This window comes from Cellulomonas oligotrophica, from assembly GCF_013409875.1.
Lineage (GTDB): Bacteria > Actinomycetota > Actinomycetes > Actinomycetales > Cellulomonadaceae > Cellulomonas > Cellulomonas oligotrophica.
In genome coordinates, this window is sequence record NZ_JACCBK010000001.1 from 2882714 (window position 1) to 2906768 (window position 24055).

Sequence of the window (24055 nt, forward strand, 5' to 3'; positions counted from 1 at the left end):
ATCGTATCGGGGGCGTGACAGAAGACCAGCGCCCCTCCCGGGTGAGACGTTCACACGGGGTCCGCGAGGCCGGCGCGCACCGCGGCCGCGAGGTCGCCCACCTCGATGGCGTGCAGGCCGTCGGGGACGCTCACGTCGTCGAGGGCGCCCGCCGGCACCACCGCGCGCGTGCAGCCCAGCCGGGCCGCCTCGGCGAGGCGCCGGCCCACGCCCGGCACCGGGCGGATCTCGCCCGCGAGACCCACCTCGCCGACCGCGACGAGCCCGGTGTGCACCGGCTGGTTCTCCCGGCCGCCCACCGCGGCGAGCGCGAGCGCCAGGTCCGCGGCCGGCTCCACGACCCGCGCGCCGCCGACCGTCGAGACGTACACGTCCTGGTCGGCCAGGCGCGCGCCCAGGCGGCGCTGCAGCACCGCCAGCACCATCGCCAGGCGGCTGGAGTCGACGCCGCTGGTCGTGCGGCGGGGGTTCGGCACGACGCTGGGCGCGACGAGCGCCTGCACCTCGGCCGCCAGCGGCCGCCGCCCCTCGAGCGTCACGGTCAGGCACGTGCCCGGCACGTCGGCGGTGAGGCGCGACGTGAACAGGCCCGACGGGTCCGCCAGCCCCACGATGCCGCGCTCGGACAGGTCGAAGCAGCCCACCTCGTCGGTGGGCCCGTACCGGTTCTTCGTCGCCCGCAGCAGCCGCAGGCGCGAGTGCCGCTCGCCCTCGAACTGGCACACCACGTCCACGAGGTGCTCGAGCGTGCGCGGGCCCGCGACCGAGCCGTCCTTGGTCACGTGCCCGACCAGCACCACCGGCATGCCCCGGGACTTGGCGACGGCGATGAGGGACGCCGCGACCTCGCGCACCTGGGCGACCCCGCCGGCGGTGCCGTCGACCTGCGCGGAGGCCACCGTCTGCACCGAGTCGAGCACGAGCAGCTGGGGGTCGACGGCCTCGACGTGCCCCAGCACCGTGCCCAGGTCGTTCTCGTCCGCGAGGAGCAGCTGCGGGTCGAGCGCGTGGATCCGCCCGGCCCGCAGGCGCACCTGCGCCGCCGACTCCTCGCCCGTCACGTAGAGCACGCGCCGCCCGCCCCGGGCCGCACGTGCCGCGACGTCCAGCAGCAGCGTCGACTTGCCGACGCCCGGCTCGCCCGCCATCAGCACCACGGCCCCCGGCACGAGCCCGCCGCCGAGCACCCGGTCGAGCTCGTCGACGCCCGTGGGGCGCGCCGCGGCGGCCTCGACGTCGATCTCGTGGATGGGCCGGGCCGGTGCGCGCGTCGGGGCGACCGCCGGCGTGCGGGGAGCGCCGGCACCCGGGCCGGCGTCCTCCGCGACCGTGCCCCACGCCTGGCACTCGCCGCAGCGGCCCACCCACTTGGGCGCGGACCAGCCGCACTCCGCGCACCGGAACGTGGTGCGCGCCTCGGGCGTGCGGCGTGCGTCGGCGCGGCGTGCGGTCGTCTGGCTCACGTCCCGGACCGTACGTGCCGGCGCCCACACGCGCGCCGCGCCGCCCGCCGGCCGGGCGCGTCGCTAGGCTGCCGAGGTGCCGGCCCGTGCCGGCGGACGACACGAGGGGGGCCTCGCGATGAGCGACACCGGGCAGCCGCCGCAGCCGGGACGACGACCCGATCCCGGACCGCCGCGCGGACCGGGCGGTCCGCCCGACGCACGGCCGGCGCAGCCGTCCTGGGCGCCCGCCGCGCCCGGCGCCGGCGCCCCGCCCGCGGGTCCGCCCCGGCACGCGTCGGCCGGTGGCCACGCCACACCCGCGCACGGCCTGCCCGCGTCGGCCGCCGCCCGCGCGTCGACCCCGCCCGCGTCGACCCCGCCCGCGTCGACCCCGCCCGCGTCGGTGCCGCCCGCCGGGCCCGCCGGCACCGACGAGACGTCGCGCCGCCCCCGGTGGCTCGTCCCCGTCGTGGTGGCCGGGGCCGTCGTCGTCGTGGGCGGCGTGGTCGCCGGCGTGCTCGCCGGGCAGGGCGCGTTCACGCCCGCCGCGCCGAGCCCGTCGACGTCGACGGTCGTGCTCGCCTCCCCGACGAGCACGGTCGACCCCGTCGGCCGGGACGCCACGACCGCCTTCGCGTCCGCCCTGCCGGGCACGGTGCTGCAGTACGCCGTCGCGTCGTCGGAGGAGGACGCCGAGCGCGTCGCCGACGGCGCCCTGGAGGCCTGGCTCGAGACGTGGACCGACGGGGGCGACGCGACCCTGACGGTGCGTGCGGGGCAGTGGGAGACGGCCGAGGAGGCCGCCGCCGTCGCGGACGCGGTCGCGCAGGCGCTGCCCGAGGCCGAGGCGCCGGACGGCACGCCGTCGGCCGGGTCCACCGCGGGCCCCGCGCTCCCGGCCACGGGCGACGTCCTCGTCGACGGCGAGACGGTCGGCACCTACACGGTCGTGGACGCCGGCGACGGCACGGGCGTGGCGGTCTGGAGCAACGGCACCGCCGTGCTGGAGATCACCGGCCCGGTCGGCCAGATCCTCGACCTGTACGCCGCGTTCCCGCTCTGACGTCCGGCCTCAGGCCGGCGCGGTGCGCTCCTCGAGGACCGCGAGGACGTTCCCGGCGGGGTCCGTGAACCAGGCGATGTGCGGACCGCGGGGGTCCCGCACCACGCCGTCCTCGTCGTGGGCCGCGCCGGGGTAGCGGGCGAGCTCCACCCCCCGCTCCACGAGCGCCGCGGCGGCCCGCGTCACGTCCGGGACGCTGAAGCTGAGCACGGTGAAGCTCGCGGGCGCGTGCTCCGGCCCCTTCGGGTACACGAACACCGCGGCGCCGCCCGCGGGGCGCAGCCACAGGCCCATCGGGGTGCGCTCGACGACGACCCCGAGGACGTCGGCGTAGAACGCCTGCGCGGCGTCGAGGTCGTCGACGGAGAAGCTGCTGAACGCGGGGACGCTGCCGAGCACGGGTCTGCCCTCCGGGGCCGGGCCGCCGTCGGGCGGCCGGGTCGACGCGGCACCGGTCGGCCCCGCTCCCAGGGCCGACCTCGTCCGGCCGGTCGATCGGTTCACCCGTACGGGTGAAGCTCAGGCGCCGGGTGAGCCCGCCGCCGGGAGGCGGACCGCGAACGTCGTGCGACCCGGTGCGCTCGTGCAGGTCAGGGTGCCGCCGTGCGCCGTGACGACCGCGTGGGCGATCGCCAGACCCAGGCCCGTCGAGCCCGCCGCCCGGTTGCGCGACGCGTCGCCGCGCGTGAACCGCTGGAACAGCCGGTCCCGCAGCTCGGGCGGCACCCCCGGGCCGTCGTCGGCGACCGTCAGCAGCACGGCGTCACCGTCGCGCCGCAGCCCCACCGTGACGTGCGTGCCCGGCGGGGTGTGCCGCCGCGCGTTCGACGTGAGGTTCGCGAGCACCTGGCGCAGGCGGTGGTCGTCGCCGACGACCTGGAGGTCCTCGTCGTCCGGCCCGTCGCCCTCGTCGGTCGCGTCGTCGTCGCCCGTGCCGCCCGGCAGGTCGATGCGCCACACGTGGTCCGGGCCGGCCGCGTGCGCGTCGGTCACGGCGTCGACCGCCAGCGCGGTGAGGTCCACCGGCTCGCGGTCCAGGGGGCGGCCCGCGTCGAGACGCGCCAGCAGCAGCAGGTCGTCGACGAGCGCCGTCATGCGCACCGACTCCGCCTCCACGCGTGCCAGCGCCGCCAGGGTGGCGGGCGGCAGGTCGTCGGGGGAGCGGCGCACCAGCTCGGTGTACCCGCGGATCGACGCCAGGGGCGTGCGCAGCTCGTGGCTCGCGTCCGCCACGAACTGGCGCACCTGCTGCTCCGACTCGTGACGGGCCGCGAACGAGGACTCGATGTGCCCGAGCATGCGGTCCAGCGCGGCACCCACCTGCCCGACCTCGGTCGACGGGTCGGTGTCGCGCGGGTCGACGCGGGCGACGATCTCGACCTCGCCGCGCGAGAGCGGCTGCTCGGCGACCCGCGTCGCGGTGGCCGCCACCCGGGTGAGCGGCTCCAGCTCGCGGCGCAGCAGCAGCGACCCGCCGACGCCCGCGAGGAGCAGCGCGCCCGCCGCGACCAGCACCTCGACGACGACGTAGCGCTCGACTGTCGCGGTGGCGTCGGCCGTCGGCAGGGCGTTGACGACGACGTCGCCCGTCGACGAGGTCATCGCGACCGCGCGGTACGTGCCGAGGCCGTCCAGGCTCACGGAGTGCGCCACCCCGTCGGTGGGCACCGCGGTCAGCGTCGCGAGCTGGGCGTCGGTCAGTGCGGTGAAGACGGGGTCGCCGTCCACGAACTCGTAGAAGCCCGCGCGCACGCCGTCGTCGGACACGACGACGCTGATCGTGCCGACGTCCTGCCCCGGCACGCCCAGCGGCTCCGGCCGGCCGCCCGGCGCCACGCCCGGGTCGGGGACCGTGCCGTCCTCGTCGCGCGGGACGCCCTCCGTCACGCGGACCGCACGCTGCGCGGCCTCCAGCGCCCGCTCGTCGACCTGCTGGACGAGCGAGTCGCGCAGCGCGAGCGTCGACACGGCGCCCATGGCGGCGCCGACGACCAGCACCAGACCGAGGACGACGACGACCAGCCGGCGGCGCAGCGTCCAGCGCGCGCGGCGTCGAGGCACGCTCACCCGCTCAGGATGCGGGACGCAGGACGTACCCGACACCGCGCAGCGTGTGCAGCATCGGCTCGCGCCCCTTGTCGATCTTGCGGCGCAGGTACGACACGTACAGCTCGACGATGTTCGCCTGCCCGCCGAAGTCGTACTGCCACACGCGGTCGAGGATCTGGGCCTTGCTCAGCACCCGGCGCGGGTTGCGCATGAAGTACCGCAGGAGCTCGAACTCCGTCGCGGTCAGCCGGACCTCGTCGTCGCCGCGCCACACCTCGTGCGAGTCCTCGTCCATCCGCAGGTCGCCCACCACGAGCACGGAGTCCTCGCGGGCGGACACGGCGCCGGCCCGGCGCAGCAGGGCCCGCAGGCGCGCCACGACCTCCTCGAGGCTGAACGGCTTCGTCACGTAGTCGTCGCCGCCCGCGGTCAGGCCCGCGACCCGGTCCTCGACGGCGTCGCGCGCCGTGAGGAACAGCACGGGCACGTGCGGGTGCGTCGCGCGGATGCGCCGCAGCACGTCCAGGCCCGACATGTCCGGCAGCATCACGTCGAGCAGGATGACGTCGGGGTCGAGGCTCTTGGCCTGCTTGACGGCCGCGTGGCCGGTGAGCGCGTGCTCGACGTTCCACCCCTCGTACCGCAGCGCGGTCGACAGCAGCTCGGCCAGCGTGGCCTCGTCGTCGACCACGAGGGCGCGGATGGGCGAGCCGTCGGCGCGCGAGAGCACGTCGGGGCGGGACGCGGTGCGGGGGGCGGGTGCGGTCGTCGTCATGTGCCCACCCTGTGCGTCGGCCCTGTGCCGCCCCTGGAGCGTTCCTGTGAGCTGCCTGAGGAAGCCCGGGTTCACCCGGCCGGCGCGTCGTCCCCGGCGTCGACCTGCTCGCGCCGCGACTCGAACACCACGCCCGCGAGGATCACCTCGATGCCGAACCGGGTCGCCTCGGGCAGGTCCACCGCGCCCGGGTCCAGCAGCCACTGCGCCTGCAGGCCGTCCATGACGCCGAGGATCGCGCTCGCGGCACGCTCCGCCGTCGCGCGCGGGACGCCCTCGCCGAGGCGCTGCACCGCGTCCGCGACGTGCGCGCGCCAGAACCGCTGCCGCTCCACGGCCCACGCGTGCGCGGGGTGCCCGGCGGTGACGGCCTCGCCCATGACCACCGTGTACCCCTGCGCGAGCCCGGGGTCGGCCGCGGTCGCCTCGGCGGTGCCCATGAGGTACCGGAACAGCGCGACCCCGCTGGGCAGGCGGCCGCCCTCGAGGTCGCGCAGGGCCTCGCGGTCACGGTGCTCCAGCACCTCGACCAGCAGCTGCTCCTTCGAGCCCACGTGGTGCAGCACGCCGGCCCGCGTGATGCCCACGCGCTCGGCGACCTCCGCCAGGGACCCGTTGGTGTAGCCGCGCTCGGCGAACACCGCCGCGGCGGCACGCACGACCTCCTCGCGCCGTTCGGCGCCCGACCCCCGGCGCGCGCGCCCCCGCTCGTCCATGCCCGGCACCCTAGCCCGCTGACTGACACGTCAGGAGGGGTCCCGCGCGGCGCGTCGTCGTCCTGCTGAGGACGTCGCGGCGGGTGCCGGACCCAGCGGACCCGGGGTCCGCGTCCAGCGGGGTCACAGGGTGTGCGGATGGGATGCGAGGGCGCAGGGGCGGACCGACGCAGCACCGAGGAGACCTCATGACCACCACGACCGCGACCCGCACGCGCCGCACGGGCACCGGCAACGCCGAGCTCGTCCTCCTGCCGGGCGGTACCGCGACCCCGGCCCCGGGGCGCGGCACCACCGGTCCCGAGCCGTGGATCACCGTCAACGTGCGGCCCACCGGCTCGTTCGGCCGCGACGACGTCGGACGGCTGCGCACGCTCCTCGACGCCGTCGCCGCCTGCGCGTCGATCGTCGTGCTCGACCTGCGCTCCGCCCGGCTGCGCTCCCCGCACGCGGTCGAGGTCATCGACGAGGCCGGGGCGGCCCTCGAGGCGCGGGGCGGCTGCCTGCTGTGCGTCGGGGCCGACGCGGACGCCCGCGCACGCCTCGCCGGGTGCCGGCACGCCGTCGTCGCCGCACCGGAGGCGTCCCCCTCGGAACCTGCGTGACCAGCGGGGACGCCCTGCCGGTGCCGGACGGCCGGACGACGCCCGCCGGGCTCGTCGTCGCGCGCACCCCGACCCACGCGCCCCGTCAGGTGCCCTACCGTGTGCGGGTGCCCGAGGCCCCGACCACCCCGCCACCCGTGCGCCCGGCCGCCCGCGTCGCCGTGGTGCTCGTCTCCCTCGCCGTCGCGGTCGCCAGCGCCGTCGGCGTGGCGCTGCTGTGGCGCACCTTCGTCGTCACGTGGGCCGGGCAGCGGGTCGAGGACCGTGCCCTCGACGGCGCCGCGTACGGGCAGACCCAGCTGTGGGTCGTGGCCGAGCGGGTCCTCGACGTGGTGTCGGTCGGCTTCATCGCCGGCGTCCTCGTCAGCGCCGTGCTGATCGCGGTGGTCCGGCGGCGCTGGTCGCTCGCCATGCACGTCGCCCTGCTGGTGGGCGGGTCGAACCTCACCACCCAGCTCGTCAAGGCCGCGCTCGACCGGCCCGACCTCGGTGTCGGTGCCGACTACGGCAACACGCTGCCCAGCGGGCACACCACCGCCGCGGCGTCGGTGTCCGCGGCCCTGCTGCTCGTCGTGCCGCCGCAGGCGCGGCCTGCGGTCGCCGTCGTCGGCGCCACGTACACCACCGCCACAGGGGTCTCCACGCTCGTCGGGCAGTGGCACCGGCCGTCGGACGTCGTGGCCGCGGCCCTCGTCGTGCTCGGCTGGACCGCGATCGTCTGCGCCGTGATGGCGCTGCAGCCGGCACCCGCCGCGACCACCGCCACCGCCGCGCTGCGCGCCGTGCCGGGCATCGACCCGTGGCGCCGCCGCACGCGCGGCACCACCGCGCTGCTCGCCGTCCTCGGCCTGGGGTCCGGCGTCGTGGCCGCGCTCCTGCTGCTGCAGGCGTGGGCCGACCGCGCGCAGGAGGCCTCGCGCGCCGACGAGCTCGCCGCGTACGCCGGCGGTGCGGCCGGTGTCGTCGCGGCCGCGTGCCTGGCCTTCGCCGCCATGCTCGCGCTGCGCCACGCCGCAGGGTCGAGGCGCGAGACGCCTCCCCGTCCGGCTTGACGGGAGCACGTAGAGTCCCTCGGTACGGACGCGCCCCGGCGCCGGGTGCGTCGCCCCCCACCCTCGTCCCGCCCGCACGCGCACGGCACGGAAGGCCGGTCAGATGTCCGCAGGTCGCAAGCTCGTCATCGTGGAGTCCCCCGCGAAGGCGCGCACCATCGCCGGCTACCTCGGCGACGGGTACGACGTGGAGGCCTCCGTCGGGCACATCCGCGACCTGCCGCAGCCGTCCGAGCTGCCCGCGGACATGAAGAAGGGGCCCTTCGGCAAGTTCGCCGTCGACGTCGAGAACGGCTTCGCGCCGTACTACGTCGTCGACGCGGACAAGAAGAAGAAGGTCGCCGAGCTCAAGAAGCTCCTCAAGGAGTCCGACGAGCTCTTCCTCGCCACCGACGAGGACCGCGAGGGCGAGGCCATCGCCTGGCACCTGCTCGCCGAGCTCAAGCCCAAGGTGCCGGTCAAGCGCATGGTGTTCCACGAGATCACCCGCGAGGCCATCACCCGCGCGCTGGAGAACACCCGCGAGCTCGACCAGAGCCTCGTCGACGCGCAGGAGACCCGCCGCATCCTCGACCGTCTGTACGGGTACGAGGTCAGCCCGGTGCTGTGGCGCAAGGTCCGCCAGGGCCTGTCGGCCGGGCGCGTGCAGTCCGTGGCGACCCGCCTCGTCGTCGAGCGCGAGCGCGAGCGCATGGCGTTCGTCGCCGCCGACTACTGGGACGTCACCGGGACCTTCGCGGTCGCCGACGCCGACGAGCCGCAGTTCACCGCCCGGCTCACGGGCGTGGGCGGCGAGCGCGTGGCCTCGGGCCGCGACTTCGACGACCGCGGGCAGATCAAGAGCCGCGGCGTCGTGCCGCTCGACGAGGCGCGCGCGCAGGCGCTCGTCGCGGGCCTCGACGGTGCCGCGTTCGCGGTGCAGTCGCTCGAGACCAAGCCGTACACGCGCCGCCCCGCCGCGCCGTTCACCACCTCGACGCTCCAGCAGGAGGCGTCGCGCAAGCTGCGGATGAGCTCGCGGCAGGCCATGCGCACCGCGCAGGGCCTGTACGAGAACGGCTACATCACCTACATGCGGACCGACTCGCCCGTGCTGAGCACGCAGGCGGTGGACGCCGCGCGCCGGCAGGCCGCCGAGCTCTACGGCGCCGAGTACGTGCCCGACGCCCCGCGCGTCTACACGTCCAAGGCGAAGGGCGCCCAGGAGGCGCACGAGGCGATCCGCCCCGCCGGTGACCACTTCCGCACCCCCGCCCAGGTGGCGCGCGAGCTGTCGGGCGACCAGTTCAAGCTGTACGAGCTGATCTGGAAGCGGACCGTCGCGTCGCAGATGGCCGACGCGCGCGGGCAGACCGCGTCCGTCCGCCTGGCCGCGACGGCCCGGCCGGCCGGCGCCGAGCCCGTCGAGACGGTCTTCTCCGCGTCCGGCACCGTCATCACCTTCCGCGGCTTCCTCGCCGCGTACGAGGAGGGGCGCGACGTCGACCGGTACGACGAGACGTCGGGCCAGGAGAAGGCGGCGGAGAAGGACGCGCGCCTGCCGCAGATGGCGCAAGGCGACCCCCTCACCGGCACGGACCTGTCCGCCGACGGGCACCGCACGTCCCCGCCGCCGCGCTACACGGAGGCGTCCCTGGTCAAGGCCCTCGAGGAGCGCGGCATCGGCCGCCCCTCGACGTACGCCGCCACGATCGGCGTCATCCAGGACCGCGGCTACGTGACCGGCCGCGGGCAGGCGCTCGTGCCCACGTGGCTCGCCTTCGCGGTCACGCGGCTGCTCGAGGAGAACTTCGACCGGCTCGTCGACTACTCCTTCACCGCGGAGATGGAGGAGGACCTCGACGCCATCGCCGCCGGTCAGAAGGACCGCGTCGCGTGGCTCACGGAGTTCTACTTCGGCGACCGTGCGGCGTCCGCGACCGGCGGGCTGCGCGGGATCGTGGAGAACCTCGGCGAGATCGACGCGCGCGAGGTCAACTCGATCGACATCGGCGACGGCATCACCCTGCGCGTCGGACGCTACGGCCCGTACATCGAGGCGCCCGGCGAGGGCCCCGACGACGACCCGCGGCGCGCGTCCGTCCCCGACGACCTCGCGCCCGACGAGCTCACCGTCGCCAAGGCGCACGAGCTGTTCGAGACCCAGCCCGAGGGCGACAAGGTGCTCGGCACCGACCCGACGACCGGCACGCCGATCGTCGCCCGGTCGGGCCGCTACGGGCCCTACGTCACCGAGGTGCTGCCCGAGCCCGAGCTCGACCCGGCGCTGTCCGCCGCGGCCCGCAAGAAGGCGCTCGCAGCGCTGCCGAAGCCGCGCACCGGCTCGCTGTTCAAGTCGATGTCGCTCGCGACGGTCACCCTCGACGACGCGCTGCGCCTGCTCTCCCTGCCGCGCGTCGTGGGCGTCGACCCCGAGTCCGGCGCCGAGATCACCGCGCAGAACGGCCGCTACGGCCCGTACCTGAAGAAGGGCACGGACTCGCGGACGCTGGCGTCGGAGGAGCAGCTGTTCGACATCACGCTGGAGGAGGCGCTGGCGATCTACGCCCAGCCCAAGCGCGGCCGCGGGCAGACCGCGACGCCTCCGCTGCGCGAGCTCGGCACCGACCCGACCAGCGGCAAGCCGATCGTGGTGAAGGACGGCCGCTTCGGCGCGTACGTCACCGACGGCGAGACCAACCGGACGCTGCCGCGCGACGTGACGCCGGAGTCGATCACCCCGGAGCAGGCCGTCGAGCTGCTCGCCGAGAAGCGTGCGGCCGGCCCGGCCAAGAAGCGCACGACGGCCCGCAAGCCGGCGGCCCCCCGCAAGAAGGCCACCACCCGCTCCTGACCCGGTCGGCCCCGGTCCTCGCCGAGGACCGGGGCCGGGCGTCAGGCGCGGTGGGCGGCCGGCGCGGGGAGCGCCGCGCGGTCGCGGATCGTGGTGGAGAGGGTCTCCAGGGAGCGGAGGGCGTCCACGAGGTCCGGGACGCGGACGGCGAACGGCATCGCGTGGATCGTCTCGCCCTCGGCGGTGGCGGCGCGCGCCACGGTCGTCAGCGCGTCCACGTCGTCGACGCCCAGCCCCACCTCGGTGAGGGTGTTCGGCAGGCCGAGGCGCGTCGTCAGCTCCACGAACGCGACGATCTCCGCCCGCGGCGCGCCCTCCAGGACCAGCTGGGTCAGCGTGCCGATGTTCACCTTCTCGCCGTGCGTGAGCCCGTGCGTGTGCGGCACGGCGGTGAGCCCGTTGTGGATCGCGTGCGCGGCGGCGAGCCCGCCGGACTCGAAGCCCAGGCCCGAGAGCAACGTGTTCGCCTCGACGACCTTCTCGACGGCCGGTGTGACCAGGTGGTGCCGCACCGCCTCCACCGCCGACTCCGCGTTCTCCCACAGCACGTCCCACGACAGCCGGGCCAGGGCGGTCCCGGTGAGGGTCGGCACCCCGCCGGCCATCGTCTCGGAGTCGGTCCGGGCGACGGCCCGTGCCTCGACCCACGTGGCGAGCGCGTCGCCGACGCCCGCGACGAGGAACCGCACGGGGGCGTTCGCGACGACCTGGGTGTCGACGAGCACGAGGTCGGGGTTGCGGGGGAAGAACCGGTACTCCTCGAAGGCGCCCTCCTCGGTGTAGATCACCGACAGCGCGGAGCACGGGGCGTCCGTCGAGGCCAGGGTGGGCACGGACGCCCAGCGGACGCCCGCGAGGTGCCCGGCGGCCTTGACGGCGTCGATCGTGGACCCGCCGCCGACGCCGACGACCACGTCGGACCCGGTCTCGCCGATGCGGGCGGCGATGGCCTCCACGGCCGCCGCGGTGGCGTACGTGCCGAACCCGTCCCGGACCAGCGGCAGGCCCGCGGCGGCGAAGGAGTCGCGCACGGTGCCGCCGGTGAACCCCCAGACGGCGTCGTCGGCGACGACGAGCGGGGTGCGGCCGAGCGGGGCGACGAACTCGCCGACGCGGGCGAGCGCCCCCCGGCCCTGCACGTAGCGCAGCGGGGCGATGAGCGTGCGGACGGCTCCGGCACCGGCCGGGGCGGGCTCGCTGGGCGTAGGCATGGTGGGCACCCTCCCGGTCGACGGGTGCGGTCCCGGGGGTCGGGACGGCCGCCGACCTGCGTCCCACGCTAGGCCCGCCGTGCGCGCCGCGCCGGGGGACCTGGGTCCCTGCCGCGGGACGACGTGCCCGGCTCGTCGACCTGCCGGGGCGGACGACCTGTCGGGTGCCGCGTCGGGCGCTAGGTTGGGGCCATGGCACGCACCGAGGACCCGCGCACCGCACCGCCGATCCGCTGGGGCATCCTCGGCGCCGGCAACATCGCCAGCACGTTCGCGCACTCGGTGCGCGAGTTCACCCGCGCGCAGCTCGTCGCGGTGGGCTCGCGGCACCGTGACCGCGCCGAGCGGTTCGCCACGGCGCACGGCATCCCGACCACGCACCTGGGCTACCGCCAGCTCGTCGAGGACCCGCAGGTCGACGTCGTGTACGTCGCGACGCCGCACTCCGAGCACAAGGAGCACGCGCTCCTCGCCATCGCCGCCGGCAAGCACGTCCTGGTGGAGAAGGCCTTCACGCGCAACGCGGCCGAGGCGGAGGAGGTCTTCGCGGCCGCCCGCGCGGCCGGGGTCTTCGTCATGGAGGCCATGTGGACGCGGTTCCTGCCGCACGTGGCCGCGCTGCACCAGGTGATCGACAACGGCGAGATCGGCGAGGTCGTCGCGGTCCGGGCCGACCACGGCCAGTACTTCGCCTACGACCCGGCGAGCCGGCTCTACGCGCCCGAGCTCGCGGGCGGCGCGCTCCTCGACCTGGGTGTGTACCCCGTGGCGTGGGCGCACGACTTCCTCGGCGTGCCGACGGGCGTGCACGCGTTCGGGCAGAAGACGCAGACGGGCGTCGACGGCCAGGTGTCGATGGTGCTGGAGTACGGCGAGCAGGTGCAGGCGACCCTGCACACGACGCTGTGGTCGAAGACGCCGACGACGTCGTCGATCTCCGGCACCGAGGGGTACGTGCGCGTCGCCGGGAGCTTCTACGGGCCGACGTCGTTCCGGGTGGCGCGCCGTGACGGGCGGCAGTGGACGTTCGAGCAGCCGTTCGCCCGCGGCCTGCAGTACGAGGCCGCTGAGGTCGCCCGCCGGATCGCCGACGGGGACACCGAGAGCCCGCGCCTGACGTGGCAGCAGACGCTGGACGTCATGCGCACGATGGACGAGGTGCGCCGGCAGGTCGGGGTGGCGTACCCGGGCGAGTGACGGTGCGTCGCCCGCCGGCCGCGGGGCGCCGCGCGTCGGCGGCTGACGCTAGCCTGGCGCCGTGACCGCCCGTGGAGTGTTCGTCTCGTTCGAGGGCGGGGACGGTGTCGGGAAGTCGACGCAGGTCGTCCTGCTGGCCCGGCACCTGACCGCCCAGGGTCACGAGGTCGTCGTCACGCGCGAGCCCGGGGGCACGCCCCTGGGGCTCGAGCTGCGGCAGGCCGTGCTGCACGGCGACGACCTGGACCCCCGGACCGAGGCGCTGCTGTACGCCACCGACCGCGCCCACCACGTGGCGTCGGTCGTGCGCCCGGCCCTGGCCCGCGGGGCCTCGGTCGTGACCGACCGGTACCTGGACTCCTCGGTCGCGTACCAGGGCACCGGCCGCGACCTGGGCGCCGACGAGGTCGAGCGGCTGAACCTGTGGGCGGTCGACGGTCTGCTGCCCGACCTGACGGTCCTGCTCGACCTCGACCCGGTCGTGGGTCTCGCGCGCCTGACGGGGGACCCGGACCGGCTGGAGTCCGCCGGCGACGAGTTCCACCGCCGGACGCGGCAGGCGTTCCTCGACCGCGCGGCCGCCGACCCGGGCCGGTGGGTCGTGATCGACGCCGCCCAGGCCCCGGACGTCGTCGCCGCGCAGGTGCAGCAGCGGCTCGCCGCCCTGCCCCGGGCCGGCGTGGGCGCGTGAGCGTCTGGGACGACCTCGTCGGGCAGGAGCCCGCGGTCGAGGTGCTGCGACGGGCGATCAGCGACCCGGCCGCGATGACGCACGCGTGGCTGCTCACGGGCCCGCCGGGGTCCGGACGGTCGAACGCGGCCCGCGCGTTCGCGGCCGCGCTGCAGTGCGAGCAGGGCGGCTGCGGGCACTGCCACGCGTGCACGACCGTGCTGGGCGGCACGCACCCGGACGTGACGCTCGTGGCGACCGAGGGCGTCTTCATCCGTGTGGACGCCACGCGCCCGCTGGTCGAGCTCGCGCAGCGGTCGCCGTCGCAGGGGCGGTGGCGCGTCATCGTCGTGGAGGACGCCGACCGGTTCAACGACCAGAGCGCGAACGTGCTGCTCAAGGCGGTGGAGGAGCCGCCCGCACGCACGGTGTGGCTGCTGTGCGCGCCGAGCCCGGAGGACGTGCTGGTCACGATCCGCTCGCGCAGCCGCTCGGTCGCGCTGCGGGTGCCGCCGGTGGAGGCCGTCGTCGAGCTGCTGGTGCGCCGGGACGGGATCGACCCGCGCACGGCGGCGGTGGCGGCCCGTGCCGCGCAGTCCCACATCGGCGTGGCCCGGCGCCTGGCCCGCGACGAGCAGGCCCGCGAGCGTCGCGCGCAGGTGCTGGGCCTGGCGTCGCGCGTGCGGGGTGTCGGCGACGCGGTGCTCGCGGCGGGCGAGCTCGTCGAGACGGCGCAGGCCGACGCGAAGGCGGCGACGGAGGAGCGCGACGCGCAGGAGAAGAACGAGCTGCTGCGCCAGCTCGGCGCCGAGGGTGCCGCGACGCTGCCGCCGGCGCTGCGCGCCCAGGTGCGCCAGCTCGAGGAGGAGCAGAAGCGCCGGGCGACCCGTGCGCAGCGCGACGTGCTGGACCGCGCGATGGTCGACCTGCTCTCGCTGTACCGCGACGTGCTCGTCGTGCAGCTCGGTGCGGGCGTCGACCTGGTGAACGTCGAGCAGGAGCCGGACGTGAAGGCCCTGGCGGCGGCGAGCACGCCCGAGCAGACGCTGCGGCGCATGGACGCCGTGGGTCAGGCGCGCACGCGGCTGGCGGGCAACGTCGCACCGCTGCTGGCGGTCGAGGCGATGGCGATCGCGCTGCGGCCGCAGGCCTGAGCCGGCACCCGGGTGCGGGGGCGGGCAGCGCGCGGGGCGGGCGCGCCGTGCAGGTTACGGTAGGCGCCATGCCGACCCCCGCCGTCCTGCGACGGTGCGCCCTCGTCGTCGTCCTCCTCCTCGCCGCCACGGGCTGCGCCGCGCCCAAGCACCAGGCCACGGCGCCGACGTCGTCGGCCGCGGCCGACGTGCCGCCCGAGCTCGCGACGTACTACGAGCAGACGCCGGAGTGGACGGTCTGCGGCGACAACGAGTGCACCGACGTCGTCGTCCCGCTCGACTGGTCCGACCCGGCGGGGGAGACGATCACGGTCGCCGTCGAGCGCGCGCCGGCCACCGACGGCGACCCCGTCGGGTCGCTGCTGGTGAACCCCGGCGGGCCGGGCGTGAGCGCGATCTCGTTCCTCTCGTCGTTCCAGCTGCTCGTGAGCACGGAGGTGCTGGCCGAGTACGACCTGGTGGCCGTCGACCCGCGCGGCGTCGAGGCGTCCGCGCCGGTGACGTGCGTGGGGCCGACCGAGCTGGACGAGTTCTTCGCCTGGTCGGGCGACCTGAGCACGGACGAGGGCCTCGAGGAGGCCATGGCGCGCAACGGGGCGTTCGGCGAGGCGTGCCTGGAGCAGACGGGACCCGTGCTCGGGCACGTCGACACCGCGTCCTCGGCCCGCGACATGGACGTCGTGCGCGCGGTGCTCGGCGACGACGCCCTCACGTACCTCGGCTACTCCTACGGCACGGACCTGGGCGCGACGTACGCGGCGCTGTTCCCGGAGCGCGTCGGGCGGATGGTGCTCGACGGTGCGCTCAACCCGACGATCGACTCCGGCGAGCTGGCCGCGGGCCAGGCCGAGGGGTTCGAGAGCGCGCTGCGCGCGTACGTCGCCGACTGCCAGGCCGGGGCGGGCTGCCCGCTGACCGGTGACGTCGACGCGGGGATGGCGCAGATCCGTGCGCTGCTGGACCGGGTCGGCGACAGCCCCCTGCCGACGGACCAGGGTCGGCCGCTGACGCAGGCCCTGGCGTTCTACGGCGTCGCGATGCCCCTGTACGCGGAGCAGCTGTGGCCCGCGCTGACGCAGGCGCTGACGTCGGCCACGCAGCAGGCCGACGGCTCGGTGCTGCTGCAGCTCGCCGACCAGTACCTGGGGCGGCTGGAGGACGGCTCGTACGACTCCAACCAGAACGAGGCGTTCGCGGCGATCACGTGCCTCGACGCGCGCCCGTCGTCGGACGTCGCGGACATGCGCGCCGCCGCCGAGCAGATCAGCGCCGTCGCGCCCACCGTGGGGCAGTTCTTCTCCTACGGCGGCGCGTCGTGCGCGCGCTGGCCCGTGCCGGAGGTCGGCCCCCTCGACTCCTACGCGGCCGAGGGTGCCGCGCCGATCGTCGTCATCGGCACGACCAACGACCCGGCGACGCCGTACGTGTGGGCCGAGGAGCTCGCGGACATCCTCAGCTCCGGCGTGCTGCTGACCTACGAGGGCGAGGGGCACACCGCGTACGGCCGCTCGAACGACTGCATCGCCGACGCCGTGGACCAGTACCTCCTCACCGGTGAGGCCCCGCAGGACGGCACCCGCTGCTGACTTTGGTGACCCGGCCGCCGCCGGGTACAGTGGGCGCGCTCGCCGTGCTCCGCCCGGTCCCGTGAGGGGCGGTCGGTGACGACGACGCCGCCTTAGCTCAGTCGGCAGAGCGTCTCACTCGTAATGAGAAGGTCAAGGGTTCGATTCCCTTAGGCGGCTCCGCGACGACGGCCCGGCACCTCCAGGTGCCGGGCCGTCGTCATGCTCGGGTCACACGCCCGGCGACCGCAGTCGCGGCCTTCGGGTGACCACACGATTCAGTGCCCCACCAGGGAGTGAGGTCCCGGGTGAGATGTGCGCGTCGGCAGGTCGGAAGACGCTTGCCGGGTCCAGCATGGCGCCATGGCGGAGCAGATCCGGCCCGGGGGGGCTGACGACGAGTGGCTGGTCGACGTGACCGACGAGGACATCCGGGTCGCGCGGCTGGCGTGGATGTGCGCGCGTGACCGTGGCGCCACGGACCTGCGGATCACGCAGCTCTACGAGTCCTACCGCGGGCTCGTCATGATGCAGGCGCAGCAGATCGCCGAGGACTTCCGCTACCGGCACGCCTCCTGACCCACGACGCCGCGCCCCGACCCTCGGTGGGGCCGGGGCGCGGGCGTCCGGCGTCAGAGCAGCGGGGCCGCCTGGCCCAGCACGAGCGGGCCGCCGACCTCGCGACCGCCGTCCGCGTCGGCAGCGAACGCGTGGGCGACCCGGATGCCCACCTCGCCGGCCGCGGAGGCGTCGACGACCACACGGGACCCGCCGTCGTGGGGCTCCGCCCAGGCGACCGCGGCCTCGTCGGCACGGCTGCGGCGGGCGTGCTCGCGGGCCTGGGCCAGGGCGTCGGGCCCGTCGAGGTCGGTGGTGCGCAGCCCGGAGGCGTCGCGGACGCTCACGAACGCGCCCACGCCGGCCGGGTCGGCGACGGCCCGCGCGAGGGCCCGCTCGAGGGAGCGCAGCGCGAGGTCGAGGACCGTCTCCGACGGGCGGTGCGGGAGCGCGTCGGGGCCGGGCAGCGCGCCGTCGGCGGCCGGGGAGGTGGCGGGTCCGGCGTCGGGGCGGGCCCGTCGGCGGGACGGGAGCGCGGTCGGCGCAGTCGCCGGGGCGGCCTGGGCGGCGGCAGCGGGAGCCGGGTCGGCAGCGGGAACCGGGTCGGCCGCGTCGGCGGGAGCGGGCGTCGGGGACGCGGGGACGGGGCTCGGCACGGGACCGGCGGCCGACGTGACGGCCGTCGACGGGTCCGTGAGGTGCGCGACCGCGCGGTCGACGTAGCCGGGCACCCAGTCCTGCGCGCGGGCCCGCCACCGGGCGTGCGCGTCGAGCACGGCGACGACCGGTGCGGACGGCCGGGCGGGGTGCACGACGCCGGGCGTCGCCCCGTCGGGCCCGGCGCACATCACCCAGGTCGCACCGGGCGCGCGGTCCACGAGCACGTCGCCGACGGCGATGCCGAGGGCGGCCACCGCACCGGTCGGCGCGGGGGCGTCGGCGCCGTGGCGGGCGAGCAGGTCCGCCCACCGGGCCGCCAGCGACGCGGTGTCGGCGGTGTCGACGCCGTCCTCGCGCAGCCACACGCGCAGGCGGTCGAGGTGCAGGTTCTCCACCGGGCTCAGCGGTCGCGTCGTGGCCGCGGGGTCGTCCGTGCCGTCGGCGGGGACGCCGGTGCCGTGGTCGCGGGTGTCGTGGTCGCGGGTGCCGACGGGCTGGTCAGCGGTCAGGGCGGCGGGCGCGTCCGCGGCGTCGCCGACGGGGGCGGACGGGTCGGACGGGGTGCGCCCGAGGGTGGTGGTGGCGCTGTCCATGCCGGAGGCATCGGTCGGCGCGGTGCGGGCCTTGAGGCGGGGCGCCGGTGTCGCGTGCATGCGCCCACGTTCTCACCCGTCGGGCACCGCGCGGGCGTCCTCGGCTACCGTGGCCGCGACGGGTGCCGCAGGTGCGGCGCCGCCGAGCCGACCGGGGGGTCCTGCCGTGCGTCGTGCCGCTGTCGCCGCCGTGACCGCCGCCTCGTTCGCGCTGGGCGGCGGGGCCGGGGCGTGGGCGTGGTCGGTCGCGCAGCAGCGCGAGGCCGCGGACGCGCGGCTGCAGGCGCAGGAGCGGGTCGACGAGGCGGTCGGAGCCGCGCACGCGGAGGCCGCCGCGGCCGGGGCCGCCGTGGGCCTGCTCGGGGCGTCGGGCACCGACGTCGTGCTCGCCGCCGCACGCCCGGCGCTGGACGCGGAGGTCGAGGCGTCGCGCACGGTGCTCGACGAGAGCGACGGCCAGGTGGCCGACGACACGGTCCGCCTCGCGCTGGCGGCCGCGATCGACGCCGTCCCCGGCGGGCCCGCGTCGGCGGCGGCCATGCGCGCCGCGACGGCACGCCTCGTGGACGCCCGCTCGGCCGTGGAGGAGGCCGTGGGTGCTCGGCGCGAGGCGACCGAGGCCGAGGCAGCGGCTGCGGCCGCTGCTGCTGCTGCGGCAGCCCCGCAGGCCGACACAGCGGGCGGCGACGGCGACGCGGCTGCGGCCGGCTGCGGGACCACCTACTCCGGCCCGGCGTTCTACACGTCCACGCCGACGGAGGGCGGGGACGGCTCCAACGGTCGGCTGACCCCGCAGATGCTGTCCGCGGTCTCGTGGACCGTGGACTCCCGCGGCACGCCGTTCTACCTGCGCGCCGACGCGACCGCCGCGCTCGAGCGGCTCAACGTCGCGTTCCGGGCCGCGCTGGGGCACGACCTGGCCCTCGACCTCGCGTACCGCGACTACGACACGCAGGTGGCGATGCGCGCCGCGCTCGGGTCGGTCGCCGCGGTGCCCGGCACGTCGTCGCACGGCACGGGCCTGGCGCTGGACGTGCCGGAGCTGCCGTGCACGTACGGGTGGGACTCCCCGGCGCGGGCGTGGCTCGTGGCGAACGGGCCCGCGTACGGGTGGGTGTCGCCGTCGTGGGCGCAGCGCGGCGGCTCCAACCCGGAGTACTGGCACTACGAGTTCCGCGGCTGACCGCGCCGCCGCGGTGGGCCCGCCGCCGCGGTGGGCCCGCCGTGCGGGGCCCGTGGGTGCGGGCGCTCGTCAGCGCGGGCGGTCGCGGTCGCGTGACGGCTGCACGCGCTTCGGCTCGCCGGGCATCTTCGGGTACTCCGGCGGGTACGGCAGGTCGCCGTGGCCCTCGTCGCGCTCCTGCCGGTCGGCCAGCTCGAGGAGCGGCTCGATCGAGAACCGCGGTGCGGCGTGCGCGACGAGCGGGGCGTAGAGGTCACCGACCTGCGCGAACCGTGCGGCCATGGTGCCGATGTCGAAGTCGTCGGGGTGCACGTCGGGCAGCTCGTCCCACGTGACGGGGGCCGAGACGGTCCCGCGGGCGTTGGCGCGCACCGAGTACGCGGACGCGATGGTGCGGTCCCGGGCCATCTGGTTGTAGTCGACGAAGATCGTGGCGCCGCGCTCCTCCTTCCACCAGCGCATCGTCACCTGGTCGGGCAGGCGTCTCTCGAGCTCGCGGCCCAGCGCGATCGTGGCCCGGCGCGCGTCGACGAACGTCCACCGCGGCTCGATCGGCACGAACACGTGCACGCCGCGCCCGCCGGACGTCTTGGGGTACCCCGTCATGCCGTGCTCGGCGAGCAGCTCGCGCACGTGCGGGGCCACGCGCACGGCGTCGGAGAAGTCGGTGCCGGGCTGCGGGTCGAGGTCGATCCGCAGCTGGTCGGGCCGCTCCACGTCGTCACGGACCACCGGCCAGGGGTGGAACGTCAGGGTGCCGAGGTTCGCGGCCCACGCGACGACGGCCAGCTCGGTCGGGGCGACCTCGTCGGCGGTCCGCCCGCTGGGGAAAGCGATGCGGGACGTCTCGACCCAGTCCGGGGCGCCCTGCGGGACCCGCTTCTGGTAGAACGCGTCGCCCGAGGAGTCCTGGCGCGTCGACATGCGCGCGCCCTCGACCACGCCCTTCGGCCACCGCTCCAGGGTGGTCGGGCGGTGCAGCAGCGCCCCGAGGATGCCGTCGCCGACGGCCAGGAAGTGCTGGACGACGTCGAGCTTGGTGAACCCCCGCTGCGGGAGCACCACACGGTCGGGGCTGCTGACGCGGACCGTGCGACCGCGCACGTCGAGCTCGACCGCCGGCGCCGAAGGTGTCATGGGTCACACGCTAGGGCGGGTCGTCGGCACCGGCACGGCGGGCTCCCGCCCGACGGCGAGCAGGCCGCGCCGGTGCGCGATCGACACGGCCTCGGTCCGGCCCGACGCCCCGAGCTTGGCCAGCACGTTCGACACGTGCACGGAGACGGTCTTGCCCGAGATGAACAGCCGCTCCCCGACCTGCCGGTTCGACAGGCCCTGCGCCACGAGCGCGAGGACCTCCGCCTCGCGCACCGTGAGCACGTCGGTGCCCGGCAGCCGGACGTCGTCGACGGCGAGACGGCCGCGCCGCACGAGCGCGCGCACCTGCTCGGCCAGGGGCTCGGCGCCCAGCGCGACCGCCTCCGCCAGCGCCGCGCCGGCCTCGTGCGCGGCCCCGGCGCGGTCGCCGACCACGAGCAGCGCCTCCGCCAGCCGGGCCCGGGAGCGCGCGGCCTCGTACCGGTGCCCGTACCCGAAGGCCTCGACGGCCAGCCCCCACGCGTCCGGGTCCGCGTCGCCGTGCGCGCGGGCGTGCTCTGCGCGCGCCCGCAGCAGCCACGCCCGCCCCTCGGGCCCCAGCACGCCGCCGTGCGGCCGGCCCTCCCCGGCGGCCCGCTCCGCCCGCCACAGCCAGGCGTCCGCCCGCGCCAGGAGGTCGTCGCGGTCGGCCGGGGCCGGGCCCGGCGCGGTGGTCTCCTCGGCGAGCCCCGCCAGGGCGAGCGCACCGATCCGGATGGCGCCCAGCAGCCTGTCCGACCACCACGCGGTCACCCGGTCGAGCACCTCGGCGGCGACCTGCTCGGCCGCGCGCCCCTGACCGGCCCAGGTCAGCGCGTCCGCCTCGTTCGTGCCGGCGATGAGGGTGACCAGCGGGTCCCGCGTCCACCACGGGCGCAGGGCACGCGCGCGGTCGAGGACGTCGGCGTCGCCCCGGGCCGTCGCGGCGTACAGGTCGACGGCCTGCAGCAGGGCCTGCGCGCCCGCGGGCGCCTCGCGGTCGGTCGGCGGGTGCGGGACGGGCGCCAGGTCGCCGGTGGCGTAGGCGACGAGGGCGCCGAACATGTGCAGGTCCACCCCGTGCGGGGCCCACGCCATGCCGACCCGTCGTGCCGCGCGCACGCCGTCGGCCGCGTGCCGCCCGGCGCTGACCAGGTCGCCCGCCGACCAGTGCGCGGACGTGAGGTTGTACCGGGTCCGCAGCTCCGTGGCGACGTCCTGCGACTCCACCGCGCGGGCGAGCGCCTGCTCCAGCAGCCCGGCGGACTGGGCGTGGTCGAGGCGGTCGAGCACCGCCAGCGTCGTCATGGCGTCCGACTCGGCACCCGCGTCGGCCACGGCCCGCGCGACCTGCGCGGCCTGCTCCGCCGTCTGCTCGGCCTCCTCGTCCCGGCCGGCGTTCACGGCGGCGCGCGCGTACGTCGCCAGGGCCCACGCCCGCTCCCGCGTCGGCCCGCCGGCGAGGTGGTCGATCTGGGCCAGCGCCGCCGACGCCTCCGCCATGGCCTCCCGGCCACGGTCGACGGCCAGCAGGTGCCGGGCCACGACCGTGTGCAGGGCCGCCCGGCGGCGGGGCGTCAGCCCGGTCTCGTCGAGCGCGGCGCGGGCGAGCGGCACCGCCCGCTCGGGGGAGCCGGCGCGGCTCGCGGCCCAGGACGCCTGCCGCAGCACCTCCGCCCGGTCGGGCGCGGCCGTGCGGTCGTCCTCGTCGACGTCGGTCGCCTCGTCCGGCCCGGCGTGCGCACCGACGGGCGGCGCCCCGAGCGGCGCGCCGCCGGGGACGGCGTCCCACAGGCGCAGCACCACCTCGAGGTGCCGCAGCTCCTCGGTCGGGGCGAGCAGCCGTCGCGCGTCCTGCGCGGCCGCCCACGACTCCGCCAGGGCGACGGCCACGTCGGGCACGGCCAGCGCGTGGGCCGCGCGCTCGGCGTGGGACGCCAGGTCGGGCCCGGTGCGGGTCGCGTCCAGGTACGCCCGGTGCGCGGCGGCGGCCTCGCCCGGCAGCAGGTCGGCGTGCACCGCCTCGGCCAGGAGCGCGTGCCGGAACGCGATGCGGCCGTCCTCGCCGACGAGCACGTGGTGCGCGACGGCCTCGCGCAGAGCGGCGTCGACCGCACCCGGGGCGGCGAGCGTCCCACCCGCGTCGGCCTGCGCGGCGGCGCGCAGCAGCGGCTCGTCGACCCGTCGCCCCGCGGCCGACGCGAGCTGCACGAGGCGCAGCGCCGCCGGGTCGAGCTGCTCGACCCGGGCCCGCAGCACGTCGGCGAGCGACCAGGGCAGGTCGCCGCTCTCGGCACCGGCCTCGAGCAGCTCCTCGGTGAAGTACGCGTTGCCCTCGGCGCGGTCGCGCACCCGGCGCAGGGTGCCCTCGGGCAGCGGCCTGCCCAGCGCCGCCGTGGTGAAGGCCCGCAGCTCGTCGTCCGTGAACGCCTCGAGGGTCAGCCGCTCGACGCGCGGGTGCCGGGACAGCTCGGCCAGGACGCCGCGCCACGGGTGGCGGCGGTGCACGTCGTCGGCGCGGTAGCTGACCACGAGGAGCAGGTGCTGCGCGCCCAGCCGCGACACCAGGAACCGCAGCAGGTCCCGGCTCGACGCGTCCGCCCAGTGCAGGTCCTCCAGCACCACGACGAGCGGGTGCTCGGCCGTGCCGGCGGCCGCGAGCACCTCGGCGACGCCCTCGAACAGCTGGAGGCGGTCGGCCCCGGCGTCGCCCCCACCGGCCGGGGCGCCGTCGACCAGCCGCGCGAGCGCCGGGCGGGCCGCGACGACGTCGCTCACCGTGCCGGGCACGTGCGTGCGCAGCGCGCCGAGGGCCTCCGCGAACGGCAGGTAGGGCAGGCCGATCTCGCCGAGGTCCACGCAGTGGCCGGTGACGACGAGCGCTCCCGCCGCGGCGGCGGCGGTGCCCGCGCGGTGCAGCAGCCGGGTCTTGCCGACGCCCGCGTCGCCACCGACGACGACGCACGTGGGTGCGCCCGCGCGGGCCCGGTCCAGCGCGTCGAGGAGCTGCCGGACCTGGGTCTCGCGCGCGACGAAAGGTGTGCTCATCGGGCCGCGTGCCACGCCCCCGATCCTCGCAGGCGCCACCCACGGCGTGCGGCGGGCACGCCCCCGCGTGCCGCGGCGGTCACCGCGGCACGTACGACGGGTGCTGCGGTGGCGGGTGCAGCGGCGACGGGCACGGCGACGACCGGCGTCGCGGCGTCCGCGGCCTGCCCGGCGGCGTCGGCGCGCCCGCGCCGGCGTGCGTGCGCCGTCAGTCGCTCGCGGCGGTAGCTGATCTCGGCGTCCAGCGCCGGCCCCCACAGGGTGCTCATGGTGTCCTCCTCGTCCTGCCCGGGCCCGTCCGCGGGTCGACGCACGGGCACGGGACCTACGGTGCGCGTGAGGCGGGGCGCGGCGGATCGGGCGGACGTCGGTGCCGCGGACGCCGCTGACGCCCGGTGCCGTCTGAGGTGGTGCCCGGCGGGCCTGAGGCACCTCAGGCCGGGGTGGTCAGGGGGTCCGACCAGGGGCGGACCAGGGTCGGTCCCGGAGGCGCGCGCGCCCGCGCCACGGCGAGACTGGCGTCGGGAGGCCGGCCGCACGGGCCGGCCCGAGGACGACGCCG

The 24055-nt window shown here is 76.8% G+C and carries 20 protein-coding genes and 1 tRNA gene; 11 read left to right on the forward strand and 10 right to left on the reverse strand.

Annotated elements, in window-relative coordinates:
• Positions 1 to 50 precede the first annotated feature (50 nt).
• On the reverse strand, positions 51 to 1463 hold the full coding sequence (gene radA / locus BKA21_RS13165) for a DNA repair protein RadA (RefSeq protein ID WP_140459537.1): 1413 nt from the start codon (positions 1461 to 1463) through the stop codon (positions 51 to 53).
• Between the two features lie 118 nt (positions 1464 to 1581).
• Here radA and BKA21_RS13170 point away from each other — a divergent pair, with 118 nt between their 5' ends.
• Positions 1582 to 2508 carry a hypothetical protein gene (locus tag BKA21_RS13170; protein ID WP_170209044.1) on the forward strand — a complete coding sequence of 309 codons (927 nt, stop codon included), beginning with the start codon at positions 1582 to 1584 and terminating at the stop codon, positions 2506 to 2508.
• Positions 2509 to 2517: 9 nt separating this feature from the next.
• Here BKA21_RS13170 and BKA21_RS13175 read toward each other — a convergent pair whose 3' ends face one another.
• The 4 genes from BKA21_RS13175 to BKA21_RS13190 form a co-directional block, all read right to left on the reverse strand.
• A complete protein-coding gene (locus BKA21_RS13175) occupies positions 2518 to 2907 on the reverse strand; it encodes a VOC family protein (protein WP_140459538.1) in 390 nt (129 codons plus the stop codon).
• 120 nt (positions 2908 to 3027) lie between these two features.
• A complete protein-coding gene (locus BKA21_RS13180; protein WP_239072820.1) occupies positions 3028 to 4575 on the reverse strand; it encodes a sensor histidine kinase in 1548 nt (515 codons plus the stop codon).
• Between the two features lie 4 nt (positions 4576 to 4579).
• Positions 4580 to 5332, reverse strand: coding sequence for a response regulator transcription factor (locus BKA21_RS13185; RefSeq protein WP_140459539.1), 753 nt, complete (start codon positions 5330 to 5332; stop codon positions 4580 to 4582).
• Between the two features lie 71 nt (positions 5333 to 5403).
• On the reverse strand, positions 5404 to 6048 hold the full coding sequence (locus BKA21_RS13190; RefSeq protein ID WP_140459540.1) for a TetR/AcrR family transcriptional regulator: 645 nt from the start codon (positions 6046 to 6048) through the stop codon (positions 5404 to 5406).
• 188 nt (positions 6049 to 6236) lie between these two features.
• Between BKA21_RS13190 and BKA21_RS13195 the strand changes: the two genes are divergently transcribed.
• The 3 genes from BKA21_RS13195 (at position 6237) to topA (ending at position 10538) form a co-directional block, all read left to right on the forward strand.
• Positions 6237 to 6653 (forward strand): hypothetical protein, encoded by a 417-nt coding sequence (locus tag BKA21_RS13195; RefSeq protein WP_140459541.1) that lies wholly within the window; start codon positions 6237 to 6239, stop codon positions 6651 to 6653.
• Positions 6650 to 7705 (forward strand): phosphatase PAP2 family protein, encoded by a 1056-nt coding sequence (locus BKA21_RS13200; RefSeq protein WP_239072819.1) that lies wholly within the window; start codon positions 6650 to 6652, stop codon positions 7703 to 7705. Before BKA21_RS13195 ends, BKA21_RS13200 begins: the two co-directional genes overlap by 4 nt.
• 103 nt (positions 7706 to 7808) lie before the next feature.
• Positions 7809 to 10538 (forward strand): type I DNA topoisomerase, encoded by a 2730-nt coding sequence (gene topA, locus BKA21_RS13205; protein WP_140459542.1) that lies wholly within the window; start codon positions 7809 to 7811, stop codon positions 10536 to 10538.
• Positions 10539 to 10579: 41 nt separating this feature from the next.
• On the opposite strand, the gene BKA21_RS13210 is transcribed toward topA, so the two are convergent.
• Positions 10580 to 11749 carry a glycerol dehydrogenase gene (locus tag BKA21_RS13210; protein ID WP_140459543.1) on the reverse strand — a complete coding sequence of 390 codons (1170 nt, stop codon included), beginning with the start codon at positions 11747 to 11749 and terminating at the stop codon, positions 10580 to 10582.
• A 192-nt stretch (positions 11750 to 11941) separates the two neighbouring features.
• On the opposite strand from BKA21_RS13210, the gene BKA21_RS13215 reads away from it, so the two are divergent.
• From BKA21_RS13215 to BKA21_RS13240, 6 genes are all read left to right on the forward strand, one after another.
• Positions 11942 to 12946, forward strand: a complete 1005-nt coding sequence (locus BKA21_RS13215) for a Gfo/Idh/MocA family protein (RefSeq protein WP_140459544.1) — start codon at positions 11942 to 11944, stop codon at positions 12944 to 12946.
• Positions 12947 to 13007: 61 nt separating this feature from the next.
• Positions 13008 to 13637, forward strand: a complete 630-nt coding sequence (gene tmk / locus BKA21_RS13220; protein WP_140459545.1) for a dTMP kinase — start codon at positions 13008 to 13010, stop codon at positions 13635 to 13637.
• Positions 13634 to 14770, forward strand: coding sequence for a DNA polymerase III subunit delta' (locus tag BKA21_RS13225; RefSeq protein ID WP_140459546.1), 1137 nt, complete (start codon positions 13634 to 13636; stop codon positions 14768 to 14770). The genes tmk and BKA21_RS13225 overlap by 4 nt, the downstream gene beginning before the upstream one ends.
• 68 nt (positions 14771 to 14838) lie before the next feature.
• Positions 14839 to 16356, forward strand: a complete 1518-nt coding sequence (locus BKA21_RS13230; protein ID WP_140459547.1) for an alpha/beta hydrolase — start codon at positions 14839 to 14841, stop codon at positions 16354 to 16356.
• Positions 16357 to 16442: 86 nt separating this feature from the next.
• A tRNA-Thr gene (locus tag BKA21_RS13235) sits at positions 16443 to 16515 on the forward strand.
• Positions 16516 to 16698: 183 nt separating this feature from the next.
• The gene (locus BKA21_RS13240; protein ID WP_140459548.1) at positions 16699 to 16914 is read left to right on the forward strand and encodes a hypothetical protein; all 216 of its coding nucleotides are present in this window, start codon (positions 16699 to 16701) and stop codon (positions 16912 to 16914) included.
• A gap of 53 nt (positions 16915 to 16967) precedes the next feature.
• On the opposite strand, the gene BKA21_RS13245 is transcribed toward BKA21_RS13240, so the two are convergent.
• Positions 16968 to 18206, reverse strand: a complete 1239-nt coding sequence (locus BKA21_RS13245; RefSeq protein WP_140459549.1) for a hypothetical protein — start codon at positions 18204 to 18206, stop codon at positions 16968 to 16970.
• A gap of 106 nt (positions 18207 to 18312) precedes the next feature.
• Here BKA21_RS13245 and BKA21_RS13250 point away from each other — a divergent pair, with 106 nt between their 5' ends.
• The gene (locus tag BKA21_RS13250; protein WP_239072818.1) at positions 18313 to 19329 is read left to right on the forward strand and encodes a M15 family metallopeptidase; all 1017 of its coding nucleotides are present in this window, start codon (positions 18313 to 18315) and stop codon (positions 19327 to 19329) included.
• A gap of 69 nt (positions 19330 to 19398) precedes the next feature.
• On the opposite strand, the gene ligD is transcribed toward BKA21_RS13250, so the two are convergent.
• Genes ligD through BKA21_RS13265 form a run of 3 tightly spaced genes read right to left on the reverse strand, consistent with a single transcriptional unit; the run spans position 19399 to position 23762 of the window.
• The gene (gene ligD, locus BKA21_RS13255) at positions 19399 to 20466 is read right to left on the reverse strand and encodes a non-homologous end-joining DNA ligase (RefSeq protein ID WP_140459551.1); all 1068 of its coding nucleotides are present in this window, start codon (positions 20464 to 20466) and stop codon (positions 19399 to 19401) included.
• 3 nt (positions 20467 to 20469) lie between these two features.
• Positions 20470 to 23493, reverse strand: a complete 3024-nt coding sequence (locus BKA21_RS13260; protein ID WP_140459552.1) for a helix-turn-helix transcriptional regulator — start codon at positions 23491 to 23493, stop codon at positions 20470 to 20472.
• The gene (locus BKA21_RS13265; protein WP_179625376.1) at positions 23490 to 23762 is read right to left on the reverse strand and encodes a hypothetical protein; all 273 of its coding nucleotides are present in this window, start codon (positions 23760 to 23762) and stop codon (positions 23490 to 23492) included. The genes BKA21_RS13260 and BKA21_RS13265 overlap by 4 nt, the downstream gene beginning before the upstream one ends.
• Positions 23763 to 24055: the final 293 nt, after the last annotated feature.

What these genes read in the sequence shown, in the direction of transcription:
- BKA21_RS13260 (WP_140459552.1), bottom strand. Translation starts at nt 23,493, where the DNA reads ATGAGCACACCTTTCGTCGCGCGCGAGACCCAGGTCCGGCAGCTCCTC.
- BKA21_RS13210 (WP_140459543.1), bottom strand. Translation starts at nt 11,749, where the DNA reads ATGCCTACGCCCAGCGAGCCCGCCCCGGCCGGTGCCGGAGCCGTCCGC.
- BKA21_RS13195 (WP_140459541.1), top strand. Translation starts at nt 6,237, where the DNA reads ATGACCACCACGACCGCGACCCGCACGCGCCGCACGGGCACCGGCAAC.
- BKA21_RS13230 (WP_140459547.1), top strand. Translation starts at nt 14,839, where the DNA reads ATGCCGACCCCCGCCGTCCTGCGACGGTGCGCCCTCGTCGTCGTCCTC.
- BKA21_RS13245 (WP_140459549.1), bottom strand. Translation starts at nt 18,206, where the DNA reads ATGCACGCGACACCGGCGCCCCGCCTCAAGGCCCGCACCGCGCCGACC.
- BKA21_RS13265 (WP_179625376.1), bottom strand. Translation starts at nt 23,762, where the DNA reads ATGAGCACCCTGTGGGGGCCGGCGCTGGACGCCGAGATCAGCTACCGC.
- BKA21_RS13170 (WP_170209044.1), top strand. Translation starts at nt 1,582, where the DNA reads ATGAGCGACACCGGGCAGCCGCCGCAGCCGGGACGACGACCCGATCCC.
- ligD (WP_140459551.1), bottom strand. Translation starts at nt 20,466, where the DNA reads ATGACACCTTCGGCGCCGGCGGTCGAGCTCGACGTGCGCGGTCGCACG.
- BKA21_RS13240 (WP_140459548.1), top strand. Translation starts at nt 16,699, where the DNA reads ATGGCGGAGCAGATCCGGCCCGGGGGGGCTGACGACGAGTGGCTGGTC.
- BKA21_RS13190 (WP_140459540.1), bottom strand. Translation starts at nt 6,048, where the DNA reads ATGGACGAGCGGGGGCGCGCGCGCCGGGGGTCGGGCGCCGAACGGCGC.
- BKA21_RS13185 (WP_140459539.1), bottom strand. Translation starts at nt 5,332, where the DNA reads ATGACGACGACCGCACCCGCCCCCCGCACCGCGTCCCGCCCCGACGTG.
- BKA21_RS13215 (WP_140459544.1), top strand. Translation starts at nt 11,942, where the DNA reads ATGGCACGCACCGAGGACCCGCGCACCGCACCGCCGATCCGCTGGGGC.
- topA (WP_140459542.1), top strand. Translation starts at nt 7,809, where the DNA reads ATGTCCGCAGGTCGCAAGCTCGTCATCGTGGAGTCCCCCGCGAAGGCG.